This window comes from Paraburkholderia sp. CNPSo 3076, assembly GCF_026343935.1.
Classification (GTDB): Bacteria; Pseudomonadota; Gammaproteobacteria; order Burkholderiales; family Burkholderiaceae; genus Paraburkholderia; species Paraburkholderia nodosa.
Map to the genome: position 1 here is coordinate 1 of NZ_JAPMAL010000052.1, position 16,462 is coordinate 16,462.

Here is a 16,462-nt window from a genome sequence, read left to right on the forward strand (position 1 = left end):
GAAGCTCGACGTTGCGCAGATCAGCGATATCACGGCAGTCGACAGCGCCGACACGTTCGAGCGTCCGATCTACGCAGGCAACGCGATCGCAATCGTCCAGTCGAGCGACCCGATCAAGGTGATCACGGTCCGCACGACCGGTTTCGATCCCGTCGCAACCGAAGGCGGCAGCGCAGCCATCGAGAAGATCGAAGCGGCGGCAGACAGCGGCCTCTCGAAGTTCGTGAGCCGTGAAGTGACGAAGCTCGACCGTCCGGAACTCACGAGCGCGAAGGTCATCGTCTCGGGTGGCCGGGGTTTGGGCAGCGGCGAGAACTTCGCGTTGGTTCTGGAACCGCTCGCGGACAAGCTCAACGCCGCACTCGGCGCCTCGCGCGCAGCCGTCGACGCTGGCTACGTGCCGAACGACTATCAGGTCGGTCAAACCGGCAAGATCGTCGCGCCGCAACTGTACGTGGCGGTCGGCATCTCGGGCGCGATCCAGCACCTGGCCGGCATGAAGGACTCGAAGGTCATCGTCGCGATCAACAAGGACGAAGAAGCACCGATCTTCAGCGTGGCCGACTACGGTCTGGTGGGCGACCTGTTCACGGTCGTGCCGGCACTCGTCAGCGGGCTTCAGGCGATCGCCAGATAGTGCGCGCATTGTAATGAACGCGCTCGGGTCAGTGGAGACATGTACGGTGATCCGGGCTCGACCATGGTCGGTGTGTTCAGCGCAAAGCTCGGCCTCGGCGCGGCCATGGGGATTTGTGCGTGCGTGTCGTATCTGCTGGTCGTGACGGCTGCATTGCTGCTGCCCGAAACGCGTGGTCGCGACCTCGGTGAAGTCGTGCAGGCGAGTGGCGCAGAAAGCGTGGGCGAGGAGCGCGAGTTGGGCAACGTACGTTGAAGTGACCTGTCTGGTTGTTCGTGTTTTCGCTAGCTGATTGAAATGACGGCCGGCCATCTTCAGGGGTGGACGGGCCGTTTCAATTTCGCGAGATGTTCGTCGTTTGGTTCGCTATGGTTGGAGAGTCATAACCGGGCCGCGAATCGCGGCTGCCAGTGCCGCGATTTCGTCGTGCAGGAACACGGGAAGTGCCTCTGGCCGGTCCGCCCTTGTTGCCCCGCCTGCTTCGTGTATGAGTGCTCCGAGCCAGGCTTGAGCAAGGTCGCAGTCCGCAGGCGCTATCGCATTCGAAGCTGGCAGCCTCTCCCGTTCCCAGCACACGCTCAGGAGCCTATACACGAGCTTTTGTGTGGCCTCGACAGTCGCGACGATCGAGTGCTCGAGTTGAGGATGGCGCAGGACTTGACTGGTCAGATCTGGGCCCGTGATCTGTGAGCGCCAAGGCGTCCGCCACCCTTGCCGCGGCGACCACCGGAATCCTGGTCGGCGCGGGATGGTATCCACTCGGGCAGTGTCTGACGAGGCTTCGCCTGCCACGCTAGCATTTCTCCGCTATTTCATCGGCATGGGCGTGCTCGCAGCGCCCGTCTGGCTCGGCGCGCGCCCTCGCTTCGCATGGCGAGATGCGTTCGCTATCAGCCTGTTAGGGATATTCCAGTTTGCCGTGCTCATTGTGCTGCTCAACCATGCCTTAGCCATCCTTCCTGCCGCAACGTGCGCGCTCGTCTTTTCGACCATGCCGCTTTTCACAATGACGTTAGCTGTAGTAAGTCGAAGCGAAGCATTCAGCCTGCACAAATTGTTTGGTCTCCTGATCGCGCTCGCCGGTGTGGCGGTCTTGCTGCGTGCATCGTTTGCCCACCCAGGATTGGTGGACATGGGTGCGCTAAGCGCGCTGATCGGTGCCACGTTGATCGGCGCCGTGTGCAGCCTTCTATATCGGCCGCTTCTGAAGCGCTATCCGGCGTTGCCGACGAGCGCGCTGGCCATGAGCGCAGCCGTGGTGTTTCTTGTCGGCCTTTGCTGGATAACGGCCCGACCGTTGATGCCCACTCTCTCCATGACGCAAAGGGAGAACGTCGGCTTTATAGGCCTGTCGAGCGGTGTAGGGTACTTCTGCTGGTTGTGGGCATTGACCAGGCTTGATGCAAGCCGCGTCGTCGCTTTTCAGGCACTTGGCCCTGTCACTGCGGCTGTTGTTGAAGTCGTCGTGACACGTCAGTGGCCAACTTCAACCCTTGTCATTGCAGTCGCTCTCGTGGTCAGCGGGCTTCTCGTCAGCCAATGGCGCAAACCAGAACGAGAAATTGAGCATTCGGTCGCTGACGCATAGCTGCTAGTTCAGTCATGTGAATAGGGCGATTGATATAGTCGACTCTAAATGGTCGATAAAAGAACTTAAATCCATACTGGAATTCCTATGAGGATTCCTCCAGAATGACATCTGCCCTCGCAAAGCCAGGGCCGGGGTGTTTGCTCGATGTCGCGAATTGCGCGAAGCAACGCCGCTTCTGTCGCGTCACCACAACATCCAAAAGTTATTCAGCAGCGGCTTACGCGCCTGCCAGGTACCGTCGTTTATGGAATTTGAATGGAATATGGCAAAGAACGGGAATACTTCGTTCTATCGAGTATTCCATGGAATCATTTCTGCCGAACACCCAGGATTCGTACACTTCACGGGCACTGATCACTTCATTTCACTGATATCTGGAGTCGCCCGTGACAAAGATCCGCCTGACTCTCGCTGCTTCCGGTCTGCTCGCCGCAGCGACCGTGCATGCGCAAAGTTCCGTTACGCTTTACGGCCTTATCGACGCCGGACTGATGTATACGAACAACGTAAAGAAAGGTACGGCGCAAGGTGCACTCTGGCAGGCCACGAGCGGAAACATCAACGGTAGCCGCTGGGGGTTGCGCGGCGCCGAGGATCTCGGCGGCGGGCTCAAAGCCGTGTTCGTACTCGAAAACGGCTTCAATGTGCAAAACGGCAAGCTTGGTCAGGACAGCAGACTGTTTGGGCGCCAGGCGTACGTCGGCCTTTCCTCCGGCCAGTTCGGCACGCTCACGCTCGGCCGTCAATACGATTCTCTCGTCGATTTCGTGTCGCCCCTGTCCGGCACCGCGGGTACGTTCGGCGATACCGGCTTCGCTCATCCGTTCGACAACGACAACCTGAACCACTCACTGCGGATGAACAATGCGGTGAAGTACGCGAGCGCCAACTATGCCGGATTCCAGTTCGGCGGTCTGTATGCGTTCTCGAACAACACGCAGTTCGCCGTCAACAGAGCCTACAGTGCGGGCGCGAGCTATACCTGGGGTCCGTTGAACGTGGCTGCCGGTTATCTGCAGATCAATGGATCAACCGGTACTTCGTCAAGCAGTTCAGGTGCAGTGGATATTGGCGAATCGACGGCAAACGGCACGGGTGGCTTCGTGCTCGGGGCAGACGTCCAGCGCACAGTGGGTGCCGGCATCAACTACACGTTCGGGCCGGCCGTGGTGGGTTTCGTCTATACGCACAGCCAGTATCAGGGCACGACGTCATTCGGCCAGACCAACGTGAACAACAGCGGCACGATGCGATTCGACAACTATGAACTGAACGGAAGGTACACGTTCACGCCTGCGTTTCACATCGGCATTGCGTACACATACACCGATGGTAGCGTAGGCAACGGCAGCAACACAGCCTTTGGCTCGGACCCGAAGTGGAATCAGGTGAATCTGCAGGCCGTGTACATGTTCTCCAAGCGCACGGACGTCTACGCCGAAGCGATGTACCAGCACGTTTCGGGTCACCAGTACGTCGCGTTCATCAACACCGCAGGCGGCGCATCGTCAACGGGGAATCAGGTCGTGGCAACGGTGGGCTTCCGCACGCGGTTCTAACCTTCCTTTGGGCGCAGCGGTCCGGCGCCGTTCGGACATTGGAAGGTGTCACATCGTTCCGCTGCCGCTGCCAGTGCCGCCAGTGCCGGAAGAGGGGGCGGACGTCGCGGTAAGCGGATGCGCGGCGCCCGCCGCCGACAGCAGCGAGACGGCGGCCGGATCGGGCATGCCATTCGCGTCGATCGCGCCTGCTGCCGCCAGCGTGCCCAGATCGCTATCGACACCTGCCTGGCCAACCGCAGAGGATGTCGTGAGAAATGCCGGTACCGACAGCGTGACCGCATAGTGCTGCTGCAGACTCGTGACGACTGCGGATTGCGCGGCCTGCACGTCGGACGAGTTGCCCAGCACCTGCTGGTACTGCGAGTTGGCCGGAAAGCCCGCTATCAAACCACTCTCGCTCGTGCCGAGTTGCGAAGCGAGGTAGACAAGCATCAGCTCGGTCTCTGGCGTCGTATTGAAGGTGCCCCCGGCAAACGCCACCGAATGGAGGCTCACGCTGCCGGAGCTTACGGTGAGGATGCAGGGAGGCGTGGCTTTGAAGGTGATCGCGTAGTGTCCACCGCCGTCGGACAGGGCGGATCCCGAGCCCTGAGCGCAACTGAGGTTGACCGTCGCGCTGGCGATCGCTTTGCCGGTGGCGGCTGTGCCGGAGATGGTGACGTTCGGCGTCACGGTTGTGCCGCCGCAGCCATTGAGGCCAATGCATGCGTTTCCGCCGCATGCGGCAAGCGTTGCGAGTGAAGCGACGCAAATTGCCGCCTGCGCCGGGCGAACGAAGCACGCGTCGTGAGCGTTCATGGTTGCCCGCCGTTGCCGTCATTCACGCTCCGGATAGCGCAGTCGCGAATGATGCCGGCCATAAGACATGTAGATCAGCATGCCGATCAGCAGCCAGACGATCAGCCGTACCCAGGTGATGAGCGGCAGTCCCACCATCAGCAACACGCAAAACGCGATGCCGAGAATGGGGACAATCGGCACGCCGGGCGCGCGGAATGGACGGCTCGCGTCGGAGTCGCTGCGCCGCAGGTACATGACTGCGCCGCACACGAGCACGAACGCGAACAGCGTGCCGATGCTGACCATCTCGCCCAGTACGCCGATCGGCGTGAGGGCCGCCACGATGGCGACGATCGTGCCGATCATGATCTGGCTTCGATGCGGTGTGTGCAGCCGCGGATGGACGGTGGAGAACAGATGGGGAAGCAGTCTGTCCTCCGACATCGTGAAGAAGATCCGGCTCTGCCCGTAGAGCAGCACGAGTATCACGGTGGTCAGCCCGGTTAGCGCGCCGATCTTGATCAGTATGGAGAACCAGGTGAAGCCGATAGCGTCGACGCCCTTGGCGATCGGATCGGGTACGTTCAGTTGTGCGTATGGAACGAGTCCGGTGAGCACGGCGGCCACCAGGATATAGAGCAAGGTGCAGATGACGAGCGAGCCGAGGATCCCAATCGGCATGTCGCGCTGAGGCTGTTTCGCCTCCTGTGCAGCGGTCGATACCGCATCGAAGCCGATGAAGGCAAAGAACACGACTGCGGAGCCACGCAGAATGCCGCTCGCCCCGAAGCTGCCGAACGCGCCGGTGTTGGGGGGGACGAAGGGATGCCAGTTGGCGGGATGCACGAAGAACACGCCGATGACGATGAAGGCCACCACGACCGTCAGCTTGACTGCGACCATCACGTTGTTGATGCGCGCCGACTCGCGCGTGCCGAGCACCAGCATCGTAGTGAGAATCGCGATGATCAGCACGGCGGGGAGATTGATGATGCCGGCGACAGTCGAGCCGTCAGGCAACGGGACCGTCGTGCCGGGTGCGGCGGCAAGCGTAGGCGGGATGCTGATTCCGACGTTGCGCAACAGGCTGACGATATACCCTGACCAGCCGACGGCGACCGTCGCGGCGCCCATGGCGTACTCGAGAATCAGGTCCCAGCCGATGATCCACGCAAACACTTCGCCAAGCGTCGCATAGGTATACGTGTAAGTGCTGCCGCACACGGGGAGCATGGCGGCCAGTTCGGAGTAGCAGAGGCCGACAAACGCACAGGCAATGCCGCCCAGCACGAAGGACAGGATGATGCCCGGTCCGGCAAATTGTGCCGCCGCCGTGCCAGTGAGGACGAAAATACCCGCGCCGATAATGGCGCCGATTCCCATCGCCGTGATGCTGGGCGCCCCCAGGGTCTTAGACAGCGCGCGACCGCCTTCGGTATCGGCGCTTCCTACTATGTCGGCGACGGACTTGCGCGCCGTGTACCTCGTGTCAGCCATGATAGGTTGTCCCATTCAACAGTGACTGGAAACGACTCGATTCGGCTTGCCTTACTTCTTTAGAATAGACACAGGCGCGAGTTGGCAAAGGGTAAGTTTTCAGTTAACCGAACGACGACGACCGGCTTGCGTGGGCAGAGATGTTTCGGAACGCTTCATGTGCATCGGCAAGATGTGGGATCGGGACAATGCGCCACGCGTATCGCGGGATTCGTCGGCATCATTGATGGTCCGCCGTCCAGGCAAAGCCCATGCTCGCGCGGGCAGTTCAGCCGGACGGCGGCCAGGAGAGGTGGAATGGGCAACGACAAACCGTCGCCGCGGCGCGCGACATACGAGAAAGGGATCCGGATCGGCGAGTACGGATGGTTCGGCCGGCTGGCAGCCGTCGTCGTGAGCACTATCGTGCTGGTGGTGGCAGCGATGCTGTCGTTGGTGCTGCTTGCCGTGCTGTTCGGCGTGGGCGCGATTGTCGTCGGCTATCTCTGGTGGAAGATCCGCGCGCTGCGCCGGCAGGCTCGCGAGTTCGGCGACGACGGCCGGACCGTCGAGGTCGTGTACAAGGACTCGCACGGCGACGATATCGCGAAACGCTGACCTGTGGGCCCGCGCGAGTACCTTCAGCGTACGCGTAAACGACAGTAGGAATCGTGTTTGCGCGAATTATAAATACACAAGGCCGCGCAAAATATATCAAACGACTTCGGCCAATCGTAAGCATTCGACTTCCGCCACGCCGACTTACGTGTGTCGGTCCAGCATGCGTGCGCAATGCTGGCCAATCCGCGTGAAAGCCTTGCATCTCTCGGGTTCGCCGTTCTCCAATGGACACGGCGCGAGACTCCGCTTCCGCCATGTTCGCCACGGTTAGGAGATTCTACGATGAAGACTCAAAATATAGGAATGCTACTGATTGTCGGTGCGAGTGGTATGTTCGCCGGTGGTATCGCGCACAGCGATCCGCACGGCCCGCAAGCCATCCAGCGGGGCGCGGGCTTCATCAAGAGCTTTCAGATTATTGCTTCCGAACCGGCGTTTGGCGGCGCGACGCCTGCGGGCGCGGCTGGGCCATATGAGGTCATCGCCGCCGTCGTGCACGGTGCCCTCGACCCGCGCTCTCCGCTCAACGCGGGCATTGTCAACATCAGGAACGCGCCTGTCGGCGTCGATGGTTACGTCGACTATTGGACCGATGTCGTGATCCTGCGTCCGCAAAGCGCGGCGAACGCCACGCGCGTGCTCTTCTATGACGTCGTGAATCGCGGCAACAAGCTCGCCGACGGGTCCTTCATTGGTGGAGGCGCGCTCGATACCGGCGCACCCCCGCCGTCTACATTCCCGTCGCTGCTGCGCCATGGCTATACGATTCTCTGGAGCGGCTGGCAAGGCGACATTCCGCTCAACGGTACGAGTACGCTGGCCGGCACGGGGCTGGTCGGCACGAGATTCCCCGTGGCCACCGACAAGGACGGTTCGCCGATGACGGCGCTGTCACGCGAAGAGTTCATTCCCGACTATGCGGGAGGCGATCCGACGACGGTTCCGCTCACGTACCCGCCCGCCGATCTCAACGACACGGGCAGCGTCACCTTCACCGCGCGGCAATCGTGGCTATCGGCCTACGGCAGCATTCCGGGCGGCGTGCAAACCTACACGGCGCCTTCGGCGAAAGTGAGTACGTGGAGCTATATCAGCACGCCGAACAACGTCTATGAAGGGAATTACTCGGTCAAGTTCACGCCGCCCGCGTCGGTGCCGGGTCCCAACGGCAGGACTGTCCCGCCGGATGCCGGGACGATTTACAGCTTCGTTTACAAGGCCGCGGCGCCGACGATCGACGGCATCGGCTTTGCGGCGCTGCGCGATCTCGTTTCATGGCTGCGCTACGACAGGGCCGATGCGCGAGGCGTCCAGAATCCGCTCAACGATCTGAAGGATGCGGCGTGTGCAGCGTCGAAGTGCTCCCGAGATACGAACTTCGACGTCGCGATCGGGGAGGGCATTTCGCAGTCGGGCCGCTTCATCAAGGACTTTCTCTACCAAGGGTTCAACGAGGACAAGCGCGGAAGGATCGTTTTCGACGGACTATTCCCGATCATTTCCGCTGCCCGCCGCACGTGGACCAACGCGGCGTTCGCACAGCCGGGACGGTGGTCGAAACAGCATGAAGACCACTTCATGCCGGGATTCCAGTTCCCCTTCACCTACGCGGTCACGACCGATCCCGTCAGCGGCGCGACCGATGGCCTGCTGAAGCGTTGCGAGGCCTCCGGTACGTGTCCGAAGATCATGCAACTCGACGGCGCATTTGAATGGTGGGGCGGCGCCGCGTCGCTGGTCGTCACGGATGGACGGGGCAACGACATCCACTTGCCGCCGAACGTGCGTTACTACCTCGTGCCGGGCACGCAGCATGGCGGCGGCAGCGGCGTAACCACGGGTAACTTCACGGTGCCAGCGACAGGCAGTCTGTGTCAGTTGCCGGGCTCGCCCGTGGAGGAAACGCCCGTCGAGCGCGCGTTGATTCCCGCGCTGGTCGCGTGGGCCGGCAGGGGCACGGAGCCGCCCGCCTCGCAATATCCGACCGTGGCATCGGCCAATCTGATCGCGCCGACGCAAGCGGCGACAGGCTTCCCTAATCTCGAGAGCGTGACCGTGCCGAGCGGCCCCGCGGCGACGCCGACAGCGCTCAGTCTCACGTTCAACGGCGAATACAATCAGGTCTTCGTGACCGACTACGGCAAGGCCGTGCCGGTCGTGAACACTGCACAGCCCTATACGATTCTCGTGCCCAAGGTCGACGCTAACGGCAACGAAACCACGGGGGTGCTCGTGCCGGACGTGAGCGTACCGCTCGCGACTTACACCGGGTGGAACTATCGCGGTGCGGGCCACGCGATCGGCGAAGGCTGCATCTCCAACGGCGCGGCGATTCCGTTCGCGGTGAACGCGTCCGCGCAGTCAGGCGGCGTCGATAGCCGCGCCACATTGAACGCGCTCTATAGCGGCAGCCGCTCGCGCTATCAGGCGGCGGTTGCGACGGCGGCGAACGCACTCGTCAAGCAAGGCTACTTGCTGCAGGACGATGCGACGAACGTCTTCATCAGCAACGCAGCGCAGATTTCTCCGACCCTGCTGCCGAATCCTTGAACCGCGACCCGGCGTCGTCGCGTAGCGCAAGCGAGTTGCAACACGCGCGGCGACGCTCCGTATCGTCGCTTGGGTTTCTACTGCACCGTAATGGTCGCCTTCATATACGGGTGAATGCCGCAGAACACCTTGTACACCCCCGGCTTGTCGAACTTGAACTGATACGTATCGTTCTGGTCTAGCGCGGCGGAGTGAAAGACGCCTGCATCGTTGACGACCGTATGCGGTTCGCCGTCCATATTTTTCCAGGTCACGGTGGTGCCTGCCTTCACGGTGAGCGCCATGGGCGAAAACATGAAATTCTTGATGTCGATTTCATTGGGCTCTTGCGCTTGCGCGGCAGGCGCACCCAGGGACGCCCCCGCCATGAGCATGCCGATCCCGTAGAAGAGGGCGAACGCGTGACGATAGTGAATGGAGAGCATGGCTCGAATCCTTGTTCAATGAGCGAGACGCGAGGTCAGGCGAGCGACGTGTCGGAAAGCGTCGCCGCGAGGGGATGGCGCGTGATCCGGATGCTGGTCACGCCAAGCATCTTCGGCAACTGATCGCTTGCCACCTTGAGCGGCCCGGGTCCGGGACCGTCGCCGGCTGTCGGTTGCGGATAGGCGGTCGAGCGCGCCGTGTGGAACGTGATATTGCCTTCCACCTTGGAAACGATCTGATGTATATGGCCATTGAGCACGGTCACGGAGCCGAAGCGCTTTAGATAATCCATGGCCTGGCCCGCATCGCCGGTGCCCCATCCCCATGGTTCGTAGATCGTCCACATCGGCATGTGCGTAAACACGACGATCGGCGTGCTCGACGTGCGGCCCTTCAGATCGTTTTCCAGCCAGGCGAGTTGGTCCTCGCCCAGGTTGCCCAGCCCGTTCGGCTTGAAATGCATCACGTTGACGAGCGCGATGAAGTGCACGCCATTGTGGTCGAAGCTGTAATAGCCCCGGTTGTCCGATGCCTTGCCGAAACGCTTGAAGTATTCGCCTTGCGGTCCATCTGTCACATCGTGTTCGCCGGGCGTCGTGTGCAACTCGGTAATGTCGAGACCGGACAGCAATTGCGCCGCCAGATCGAATTCCTCAGGTTTGGAGAGATGGGTGATATCGCCCGTGTGAATCGCAAGGGCGGGTTTGACGGGCATCGCGTTCACATAGTCGATGGTCTGTTTGAGCGTGCCCGCGACATCGGGATTGGCTTCCTTGTTGAAGCCAATATGCGAGTCGCTGATCTGCAGAAAGAGCGGCACGCCGGCGTTTTCTTTGCTGCTCGCCGCCAGCGCCAGCTCCACGGGCGTGAGGACGCCTCCGGCCAGGACGAACACGGTGCCGGCGCCACCGAAGGCGAGGCATTTCAGGGCGCTGCGGCGTGACGGTTGGGAAGGAAGATCTGACGACATGATGTCCTCTCGCGTGGGTTCGGGAAGTCGACCGCCGGTGCAATACGGAGCGCCTCCAGGGCGGGCTTCACGTGCAATACCGCGCGAGCTGCTGTTTTATTCCCGGATTTTTCACGATAGTCGAGCGCGGGAATAACCGGCGTGGGTTCGCGGTATGGCAGGCGTGGCACACGAAATGGTGGAAACACATATGGACATCGTCGACATGACCCGTCGCCGCGCGAGCGAAGCGAGAATCAACGTTCAATTTTTTCTGCGCCGGCTGCAACTCACGTCGGGCCTCGTGATGCTGACGTATCTCTTTCTGCACCTGGTCAATCACGCGCTCGGCATCTGGTCGCTCGAGCTTGCCGGACGCGGTCTCGTACTCGCGCTGCGGCTTTGGCGCAGCACGCCTGGCACGATCGCGCTGTATGGCGCCGCATCGATGCATTTTGTGCTGGCGCTGCACACGATATATGGGCGGCGCCATTGGGCACTGCCGCCGGCGGAATGGATCCGCCTGTGGGCAGGGCTCAGCCTGCCGCTCCTGCTGATCCGCCATGCGGTGACGACCCGGCTTGCGTCTTCGCTCTATGGTTTCGAACCGAACTACGAGCGCGTCATTGTCGTGCTGCTCACGAGCGGCACGCAGGGTCTGCAACTCGCGCTGTTAGCGCCTGGCTGGATACACGGATGCCTCGGGCTGTGGTTCCGGTTGCGCCACCGTGCATGGGCGCGTCGCATGCGGGTCGCGCTGCTGATCCTCTTCGTCCTGTTGCCGCTGCTTTCCGCAGCGGGCTTCATCCACATGATGCGAGCCGTCGAGGGAGAGAGTCACCTGCTTCCGCCGGTCGATGCCGCGCTCGTCGTCCATCAAGCCGCCCTCAATGGCGCACGTCACGATCTCGTCATGCTCTATCTCGCGCTGATTGCCAGCACGCTGATCCTGGGCCAGTTGCGCAACGCGCGGGAGCGCCGCAAGCTGCGGAGAGACTTGCTGGCCGCCAGTTTGCTGGCCCGCAGTGCATCGTGCGAACAGGATGTCCAGGAATGACTTCGATGTCGAATTTGTTCCGATACGAAGGCGAAAACTTTATATTCAGCGCATGCGGAGAAGGGCGAATATACGGCTTCCAGACGTTGACGAGAGCGGGGGACGCTTCGTCAGCGAGTCGCGAGCATCCGGGAGGAGACATGTCCGCAGTTTGTGCGATCCACAGGGATTTGCGTTCCGAGACGTTGAGTTCGGTCGCTGCGCGATTCAAAGGCAGGACGGTGCGCCTGTGTTCAGGCGGGCCGTTAATGACGGTGAACCAGGTCGTGCCGACGGCATTCGGTCCGCAGCTTTCCTGTGCATGGTTCGAGTCGCCCGAGTCGACGAAGCTGGTGCGGGCCGTGTTCAGTACCGATGCGGTTCAGTTCGCTTCAGCGTAGTCGGAAACTCGGACGCTGTAACCCGAATTGCGCATCAGCTGGCGCGACACGGCACCGCCCACGCCTTGCGCATCGAACTGCTCGCGGAACTGGGTGTCTGCCTTGCGGGTCACGCCGCGGTGCATGGCCACGATGATCGCGAAGCAAGCGATTAGAAAGATCGGTAAGGTAAGCATCATGTTGCTCCTCGCTGATCAGATCCGACCGGATATCTGTCGGTCTGCGTTGAGGCGCATGGCCCGGGCCCGAGCGGGCCAACCTGGCCGGGCCAACCTGGCCGGGCCCAACGGCGTTCACCGCCAGCGGCCAGAACGTTCACGATTTATCATTCGTGACGTGAGATGCCAAAATACACAGATAACCCGTAACGAGGCGGTGACCCGCCGGCCGCACGGGATGATCCGCCCCTCTTTGCCGGGCCGCTCGCCCGCGCATCGAAGATGGCCGGAGACTCTTGAGACCAGGACGCCGAATCCCATCTACCTGTCGTGAACCAGCGTATCCGTCCCCCCTTGCCGCCTGAATGGCCGTTTCCGCCGTATCGCGACGTCTCCGGCCGCGCGTTCGGCGATCTCGTCGCGCTTCAATATCGCGGCGCCGACGTGTGGCTCTGGCGGTGCCGGTGCGGCGCCCACGTCACGGCCGCGCTGGAAGCGGTGGAGGGCGGCCAGACGCGTGATTGCGGCTGCGGCGAGCAGCGTCGCGTGTGGCGGTCCCGGCCGGGCTCGCCTGCGCTGAAGGGCGGCGAGGTGTTCGGCCAGCTGACGACGGATCGCTATGCCGGCGATGGCAAGTGGGTTTGCCGGTGCGATTGCGGCAATGAGGTGACCGTGAGCGCCGGGCGCCTGCGGCTGGGCCAGGCGCGCTCGTGTGGCCGCTGCCTGGGCGCTTTAACCGGCTGAGAGATGCGCGCTCGTCACGACTTGACCGGAACCCCGTAAGCGCTGACGATGCGCGCGTCCTGCTCGGCCGCCGAAAACAACTCCCATTCGAGACCGTTCACGTCGACGCTACTCGAATAGCCGGTTGCCGCGTCGTCTTCGAATCCAACGTGGCGCAACATTCCCGCTTGCGCCGGCTTTTCGTTGATCGAAAAGTTGAGGAGATCGGTGCGCCACATCGCGTACTGGCCTGGCACGACGGCTGACGGTGGTTGTCCGAGCCGCTGGCTATAGTCTGCGATCGAGGCTTCGAGGTTCGAAACGGCCAGTGCGATATGAAAGCGCTTCATGAGGGGCTCCGTGACTGTTCGCCACATCGTAAGCCGCGCGCAGCCGCATAAACAGTTCAGCAACCATTCTGGTATGCGGACTACTCGTCATTCTCCCGCCAGGCGAGCTACCGCTTTGCCCTCGCTTTCCCGCTCCAGAAAAGCCGCCACTGCCGACGCCTCCATCGGGCGCGAACAGTAGTAGCCCTGAATGAGCGTGGCCCCGAGCGCCGCGACCGTTTGCAGTTCGGCCGCCGTTTCCACCCCTTCGACGATGCAGTCGAGCGACATCTGCCGGCTGAGGTTGAGCAGCGTGCGGACCACGGTGAACGCCGTCGTGCGCTCCTTGAGACCGCTCACGAACATCCTGTCGATCTTCAGGCGCGTGAGTGGAAGTTTGCACAGGTACGAGAGGCTCGAATAACCGGTGCCGAAATCGTCGACCGACAAACCGCAGCCCAGCGCGCGCAGCACCTTGGCCGCCTTCTGGACCTGGTCGAAGTCCTTGGCCATTGCGGTTTCGGTGATCTCGAAGTCGAGTCGCGCCGGGTCGATGCCGCTGCTGACAATGCAACGGGCCAATTCTTTCACCGCGGACTCACTGGCGAAATCATGCGCGGAGAGGTTGAAGGACAAGCGGATATGCGCCGGCCATTGCTTCGCGCAGGCCAGGGCCTTGGTAAACAGCGCGAGGGTCAAGCCGTTGATGACGCCGTTGCGCTCCGCGGCAGGAATGAATTCACCGGGCGGGACCGTGCCGAGCAACGCGCTGCGCCAGCGCGCCAGGGCTTCGAAACCAACGGTGCGCTGGCGTTCGAGCGAGTAGATCGGCTGGAACGCGAGATAAAGTTCGCTGGCGAGATCGGGGGAGCGCAGCGCCTGGGCAATCTGCGACTCGCGAATGATGGCGTTGCGGTGCGTCTCCGAAAAAATGGTCACCGAGCCGCGCGAGCGGCGCTTGCCTTCGTAAAGCGCGTAGTCTGCTGTTTCGAACAAATCCGCCTTGTTTCGTGAAATGTGCGGATAGGTGGAGAAGCCGATCGTCGCCCCGAGCCGAACGGAAATCTCGCCGACCTGTACGGGACAGTGAAAAACATCGCAGATGGTGCGGCCGAGTTGCGAGAGGCCGGCGTCCGTGCAGTCGTCCGTGACGATGATGCCGAATTCGTCGCCGCCCAGCCTCGCGAGCGTGATCGTGCCGCGCGCCGCTTTGGCGAGGCGGGCCGCGACTTCGGCCAGCACGTGGTCGCCCAGCGAGTGGCCGTGAATATCGTTGACGGACTTGAAGCCGTCGAGATCGACGAGGCCCACCGCGAGCCGGCCGCCCGATGCCATGGCAGCATCGAAATGCTTGTCGAGCGAAGCGAAAAAGGCCCGCCGGTTGGGGAGATTCGTGAGACTGTCGATATTCGCGAGGCGCTTGTTTTCGCGTTGCGTGGCCACGAGATCTGCGAAGTTCTTGAATTGCGTAAAGGCAACGACCAGCATCGCCAGCGAAACCAGTGAGGTATCGATCGCGATCGCCTGGAATACGCCATTTCCCGAACTCAGGAACGTGACGACGAGCGCGCCGTTGACAATGGCGGTGACGGTGAACGCTGCCTTGACGACATTCATCAGGCAGAAGATGACGCCGATGACCGTGATTGCCATGTAAAAGGCGACATGAAGCTTGAATGCCGCGCCGCCATGAGGCAACAGGGACAGCGACCATGCCGTGAACGAGACGGAGAAGACCCAGGCGAGCCTGCCGGAATTGCGCAGGATCGTAGCCGCATCTTCCGCACTGACATGGATCCTGGAGAGCCGCAACCAGGAAAGCACGCGAACGAAGCAAAATCCCGTGAGCACGAGCGGACAGATCACGCCCTGCCAGGCGGGAAGCTCGTGCTCGTGGGGCAGCACCATGCCCCACGTGTTGACGACCAGCAGCCCATACATCATGGGAAGCTGATAGATCATCACGCGCAACTGCGCCAGCTTCAGAGCCGCGCTGTTTCCGGCGAGGAAAGTGCGCCGAATCGTTCCCCAATACTGGGCCAGAACGTTGAACATGGTCTTGCGAGTCGGTGCGGTCCCGTTGCAACTGCCGGGAACGAAATGTAATACCTCCGTTTACGACCGCTCGAATGATTTCTGGAGGCAGCGCGCGCGCTTTTCATCGCCGATGTCGCGGTCCCTATTTTCATCAGGCTTTCAACGCGACTGCGTGGGTTCGCACCTTACGTTTCTTCAACGACGCGACGACCTCGTCGACCATCGGATGGTGACGATGCGTGTTCCACAACAGCGCAGCGGTGACCACCGCAATCTTTTCTTTCAGCGGCCGCACGATCACATTGCCGGGCGCAAGCTTGCGCATCGACGACGGCACGAGCGCCACGCCCTGGCCACAGCCGACATAGGCAACTTGCGAAGTGACGGAGCGCACCTCGTGCGTGACGTGCGACGTCAGGCCATGCGAGCGGCAAACCGAAGTCAGGAAGTCGAAATACACCGGGCTGACCTGTCGCGACGACATCACCAGTTGCTCGCCGGCTAGCGCCTGCAGCCGCACGCGGGGCAGGGCGGCCAGCGGATGGTCCTTGGGCAGCGCCACGGCCAGCCGGTCCTCGGCCAGCGGCATGGTGGCGATGCCGCTTCCCACCTCGCCGTCGATGCGCACGAACGCGAGATCGAGTTCGCCGGCTTCGAGCATCTGAATGGCGTCGACGCTATCGATTTCCTTGACGAGCACGGTCAGTTGCGGATGCGCGCGTTTGAGCGCGTCCAGCACGGGCGGCACCGTTTCGAGCATCGCGGAGGTGATGGCCCCGACATGAAGCACCCCCGACTGACCCGCGGCGACCTCACGCACGACTCGCTCCAGCCGCTCGACCTGCCCGGCGAATTGCCGAACGGCCGGCAGGATCGCGGCGCCGGCCGGACTCAGTTGCGTGCCTTGGCGCGACCGGTAAAACAGTTCCACTTTGAGCGATTGCTCGAGCACCTTGATCTGTTCCGTGAGCGGAGGCTGCGACATGTTCAGCCGCTGGGCGGCGCGCCCGAAGTGCTGTTCTTCGGCAACTGCGAGGAACATCCATAGCTGCCGTATCAGCCTGAAGTCGATCGTATTGTTCATGGTGCGCGCATTTTCCGGTGGCAGATTGCTGTTCCGGAAATCGTATCACCGAGATACGAACTGGGAAATTTACCTATCAGCCGATCCACGCGAGGATTGCCG

17 protein-coding genes are annotated in these 16,462 nt (G+C 61.9%); 9 read left to right on the forward strand and 8 right to left on the reverse strand.

All coding sequences use genetic code 11. From position 1 onward, the window contains the following. From M3A49_RS38380 to M3A49_RS38395, 4 genes are all read left to right on the forward strand, one after another. Positions 1-637 (forward strand): electron transfer flavoprotein subunit alpha/FixB family protein (locus M3A49_RS38380; protein ID WP_266233485.1); only part of this gene is annotated, 637 nt, incomplete at its 5' end. A gap of 39 nt (positions 638-676) precedes the next feature. Beyond that, complete coding sequence (locus tag M3A49_RS38385; RefSeq protein ID WP_254358434.1) at positions 677-892, forward strand: hypothetical protein; 216 nt, start codon at positions 677-679, stop codon at positions 890-892. A 511-nt stretch (positions 893-1,403) separates the two neighbouring features. Next, positions 1,404-2,225: a DMT family transporter gene (locus M3A49_RS38390; protein WP_266233486.1), complete on the forward strand. Its 822-nt coding sequence runs from the start codon at positions 1,404-1,406 to the stop codon at positions 2,223-2,225. 389 nt (positions 2,226-2,614) lie between these two features. Further along, positions 2,615-3,787 (forward strand): porin, encoded by a 1,173-nt coding sequence (locus tag M3A49_RS38395; RefSeq protein WP_323183487.1) that lies wholly within the window; start codon positions 2,615-2,617, stop codon positions 3,785-3,787. A gap of 48 nt (positions 3,788-3,835) precedes the next feature. Here M3A49_RS38395 and M3A49_RS38400 read toward each other — a convergent pair whose 3' ends face one another. After that, positions 3,836-4,588, reverse strand: coding sequence for a hypothetical protein (locus tag M3A49_RS38400; RefSeq protein WP_266233488.1), 753 nt, complete (start codon positions 4,586-4,588; stop codon positions 3,836-3,838). A gap of 18 nt (positions 4,589-4,606) precedes the next feature. Beyond that, positions 4,607-6,067: an amino acid permease gene (locus tag M3A49_RS38405; RefSeq protein WP_254358437.1), complete on the reverse strand. Its 1,461-nt coding sequence runs from the start codon at positions 6,065-6,067 to the stop codon at positions 4,607-4,609. Positions 6,068-6,364: 297 nt separating this feature from the next. Between M3A49_RS38405 and M3A49_RS38410 the strand changes: the two genes are divergently transcribed. Then, positions 6,365-6,664 (forward strand): hypothetical protein, encoded by a 300-nt coding sequence (locus tag M3A49_RS38410; RefSeq protein ID WP_266233490.1) that lies wholly within the window; start codon positions 6,365-6,367, stop codon positions 6,662-6,664. A gap of 285 nt (positions 6,665-6,949) precedes the next feature. Beyond that, positions 6,950-9,217: an alpha/beta hydrolase domain-containing protein gene (locus tag M3A49_RS38415; RefSeq protein WP_266233491.1), complete on the forward strand. Its 2,268-nt coding sequence runs from the start codon at positions 6,950-6,952 to the stop codon at positions 9,215-9,217. A gap of 77 nt (positions 9,218-9,294) precedes the next feature. On the opposite strand, the gene M3A49_RS38420 is transcribed toward M3A49_RS38415, so the two are convergent. Next, the gene (locus tag M3A49_RS38420) at positions 9,295-9,642 is read right to left on the reverse strand and encodes a cupredoxin domain-containing protein (RefSeq protein WP_416339099.1); all 348 of its coding nucleotides are present in this window, start codon (positions 9,640-9,642) and stop codon (positions 9,295-9,297) included. Positions 9,643-9,677: 35 nt separating this feature from the next. Then, positions 9,678-10,613, reverse strand: coding sequence for a metallophosphoesterase family protein (locus tag M3A49_RS38425; protein ID WP_028207556.1), 936 nt, complete (start codon positions 10,611-10,613; stop codon positions 9,678-9,680). 205 nt (positions 10,614-10,818) lie between these two features. Here M3A49_RS38425 and M3A49_RS38430 point away from each other — a divergent pair, with 205 nt between their 5' ends. Next, positions 10,819-11,649, forward strand: coding sequence for a hypothetical protein (locus tag M3A49_RS38430; protein WP_266233513.1), 831 nt, complete (start codon positions 10,819-10,821; stop codon positions 11,647-11,649). Positions 11,650-11,789: 140 nt separating this feature from the next. Then, positions 11,790-12,029 carry a DUF2158 domain-containing protein gene (locus tag M3A49_RS42840; protein WP_368709203.1) on the forward strand — a complete coding sequence of 80 codons (240 nt, stop codon included), beginning with the start codon at positions 11,790-11,792 and terminating at the stop codon, positions 12,027-12,029. Here the strand turns inward: M3A49_RS42840 and M3A49_RS38435 are convergent. Then, complete coding sequence (locus M3A49_RS38435; protein ID WP_266233492.1) at positions 12,011-12,208, reverse strand: hypothetical protein; 198 nt, start codon at positions 12,206-12,208, stop codon at positions 12,011-12,013. The two genes, M3A49_RS42840 and M3A49_RS38435, sit on opposite strands and share 19 nt — an antisense overlap. A 309-nt stretch (positions 12,209-12,517) precedes the next feature. On the opposite strand from M3A49_RS38435, the gene M3A49_RS38440 reads away from it, so the two are divergent. Then, a complete protein-coding gene (locus M3A49_RS38440; RefSeq protein ID WP_266233493.1) occupies positions 12,518-12,931 on the forward strand; it encodes a hypothetical protein in 414 nt (137 codons plus the stop codon). Between the two features lie 14 nt (positions 12,932-12,945). On the opposite strand, the gene M3A49_RS38445 is transcribed toward M3A49_RS38440, so the two are convergent. The 3 genes from M3A49_RS38445 to M3A49_RS38455 all read right to left on the reverse strand — a co-directional run bounded on the left by M3A49_RS38445 (position 12,946) and on the right by M3A49_RS38455 (position 16,360). After that, positions 12,946-13,260 carry a hypothetical protein gene (locus M3A49_RS38445; protein WP_254358442.1) on the reverse strand — a complete coding sequence of 105 codons (315 nt, stop codon included), beginning with the start codon at positions 13,258-13,260 and terminating at the stop codon, positions 12,946-12,948. A gap of 87 nt (positions 13,261-13,347) precedes the next feature. Next, complete coding sequence (locus M3A49_RS38450; protein ID WP_266233494.1) at positions 13,348-15,294, reverse strand: putative bifunctional diguanylate cyclase/phosphodiesterase; 1,947 nt, start codon at positions 15,292-15,294, stop codon at positions 13,348-13,350. A gap of 133 nt (positions 15,295-15,427) precedes the next feature. After that, positions 15,428-16,360: a LysR substrate-binding domain-containing protein gene (locus M3A49_RS38455; RefSeq protein WP_266233495.1), complete on the reverse strand. Its 933-nt coding sequence runs from the start codon at positions 16,358-16,360 to the stop codon at positions 15,428-15,430. Between the last annotated feature and the right edge of the window lie 102 nt (positions 16,361-16,462).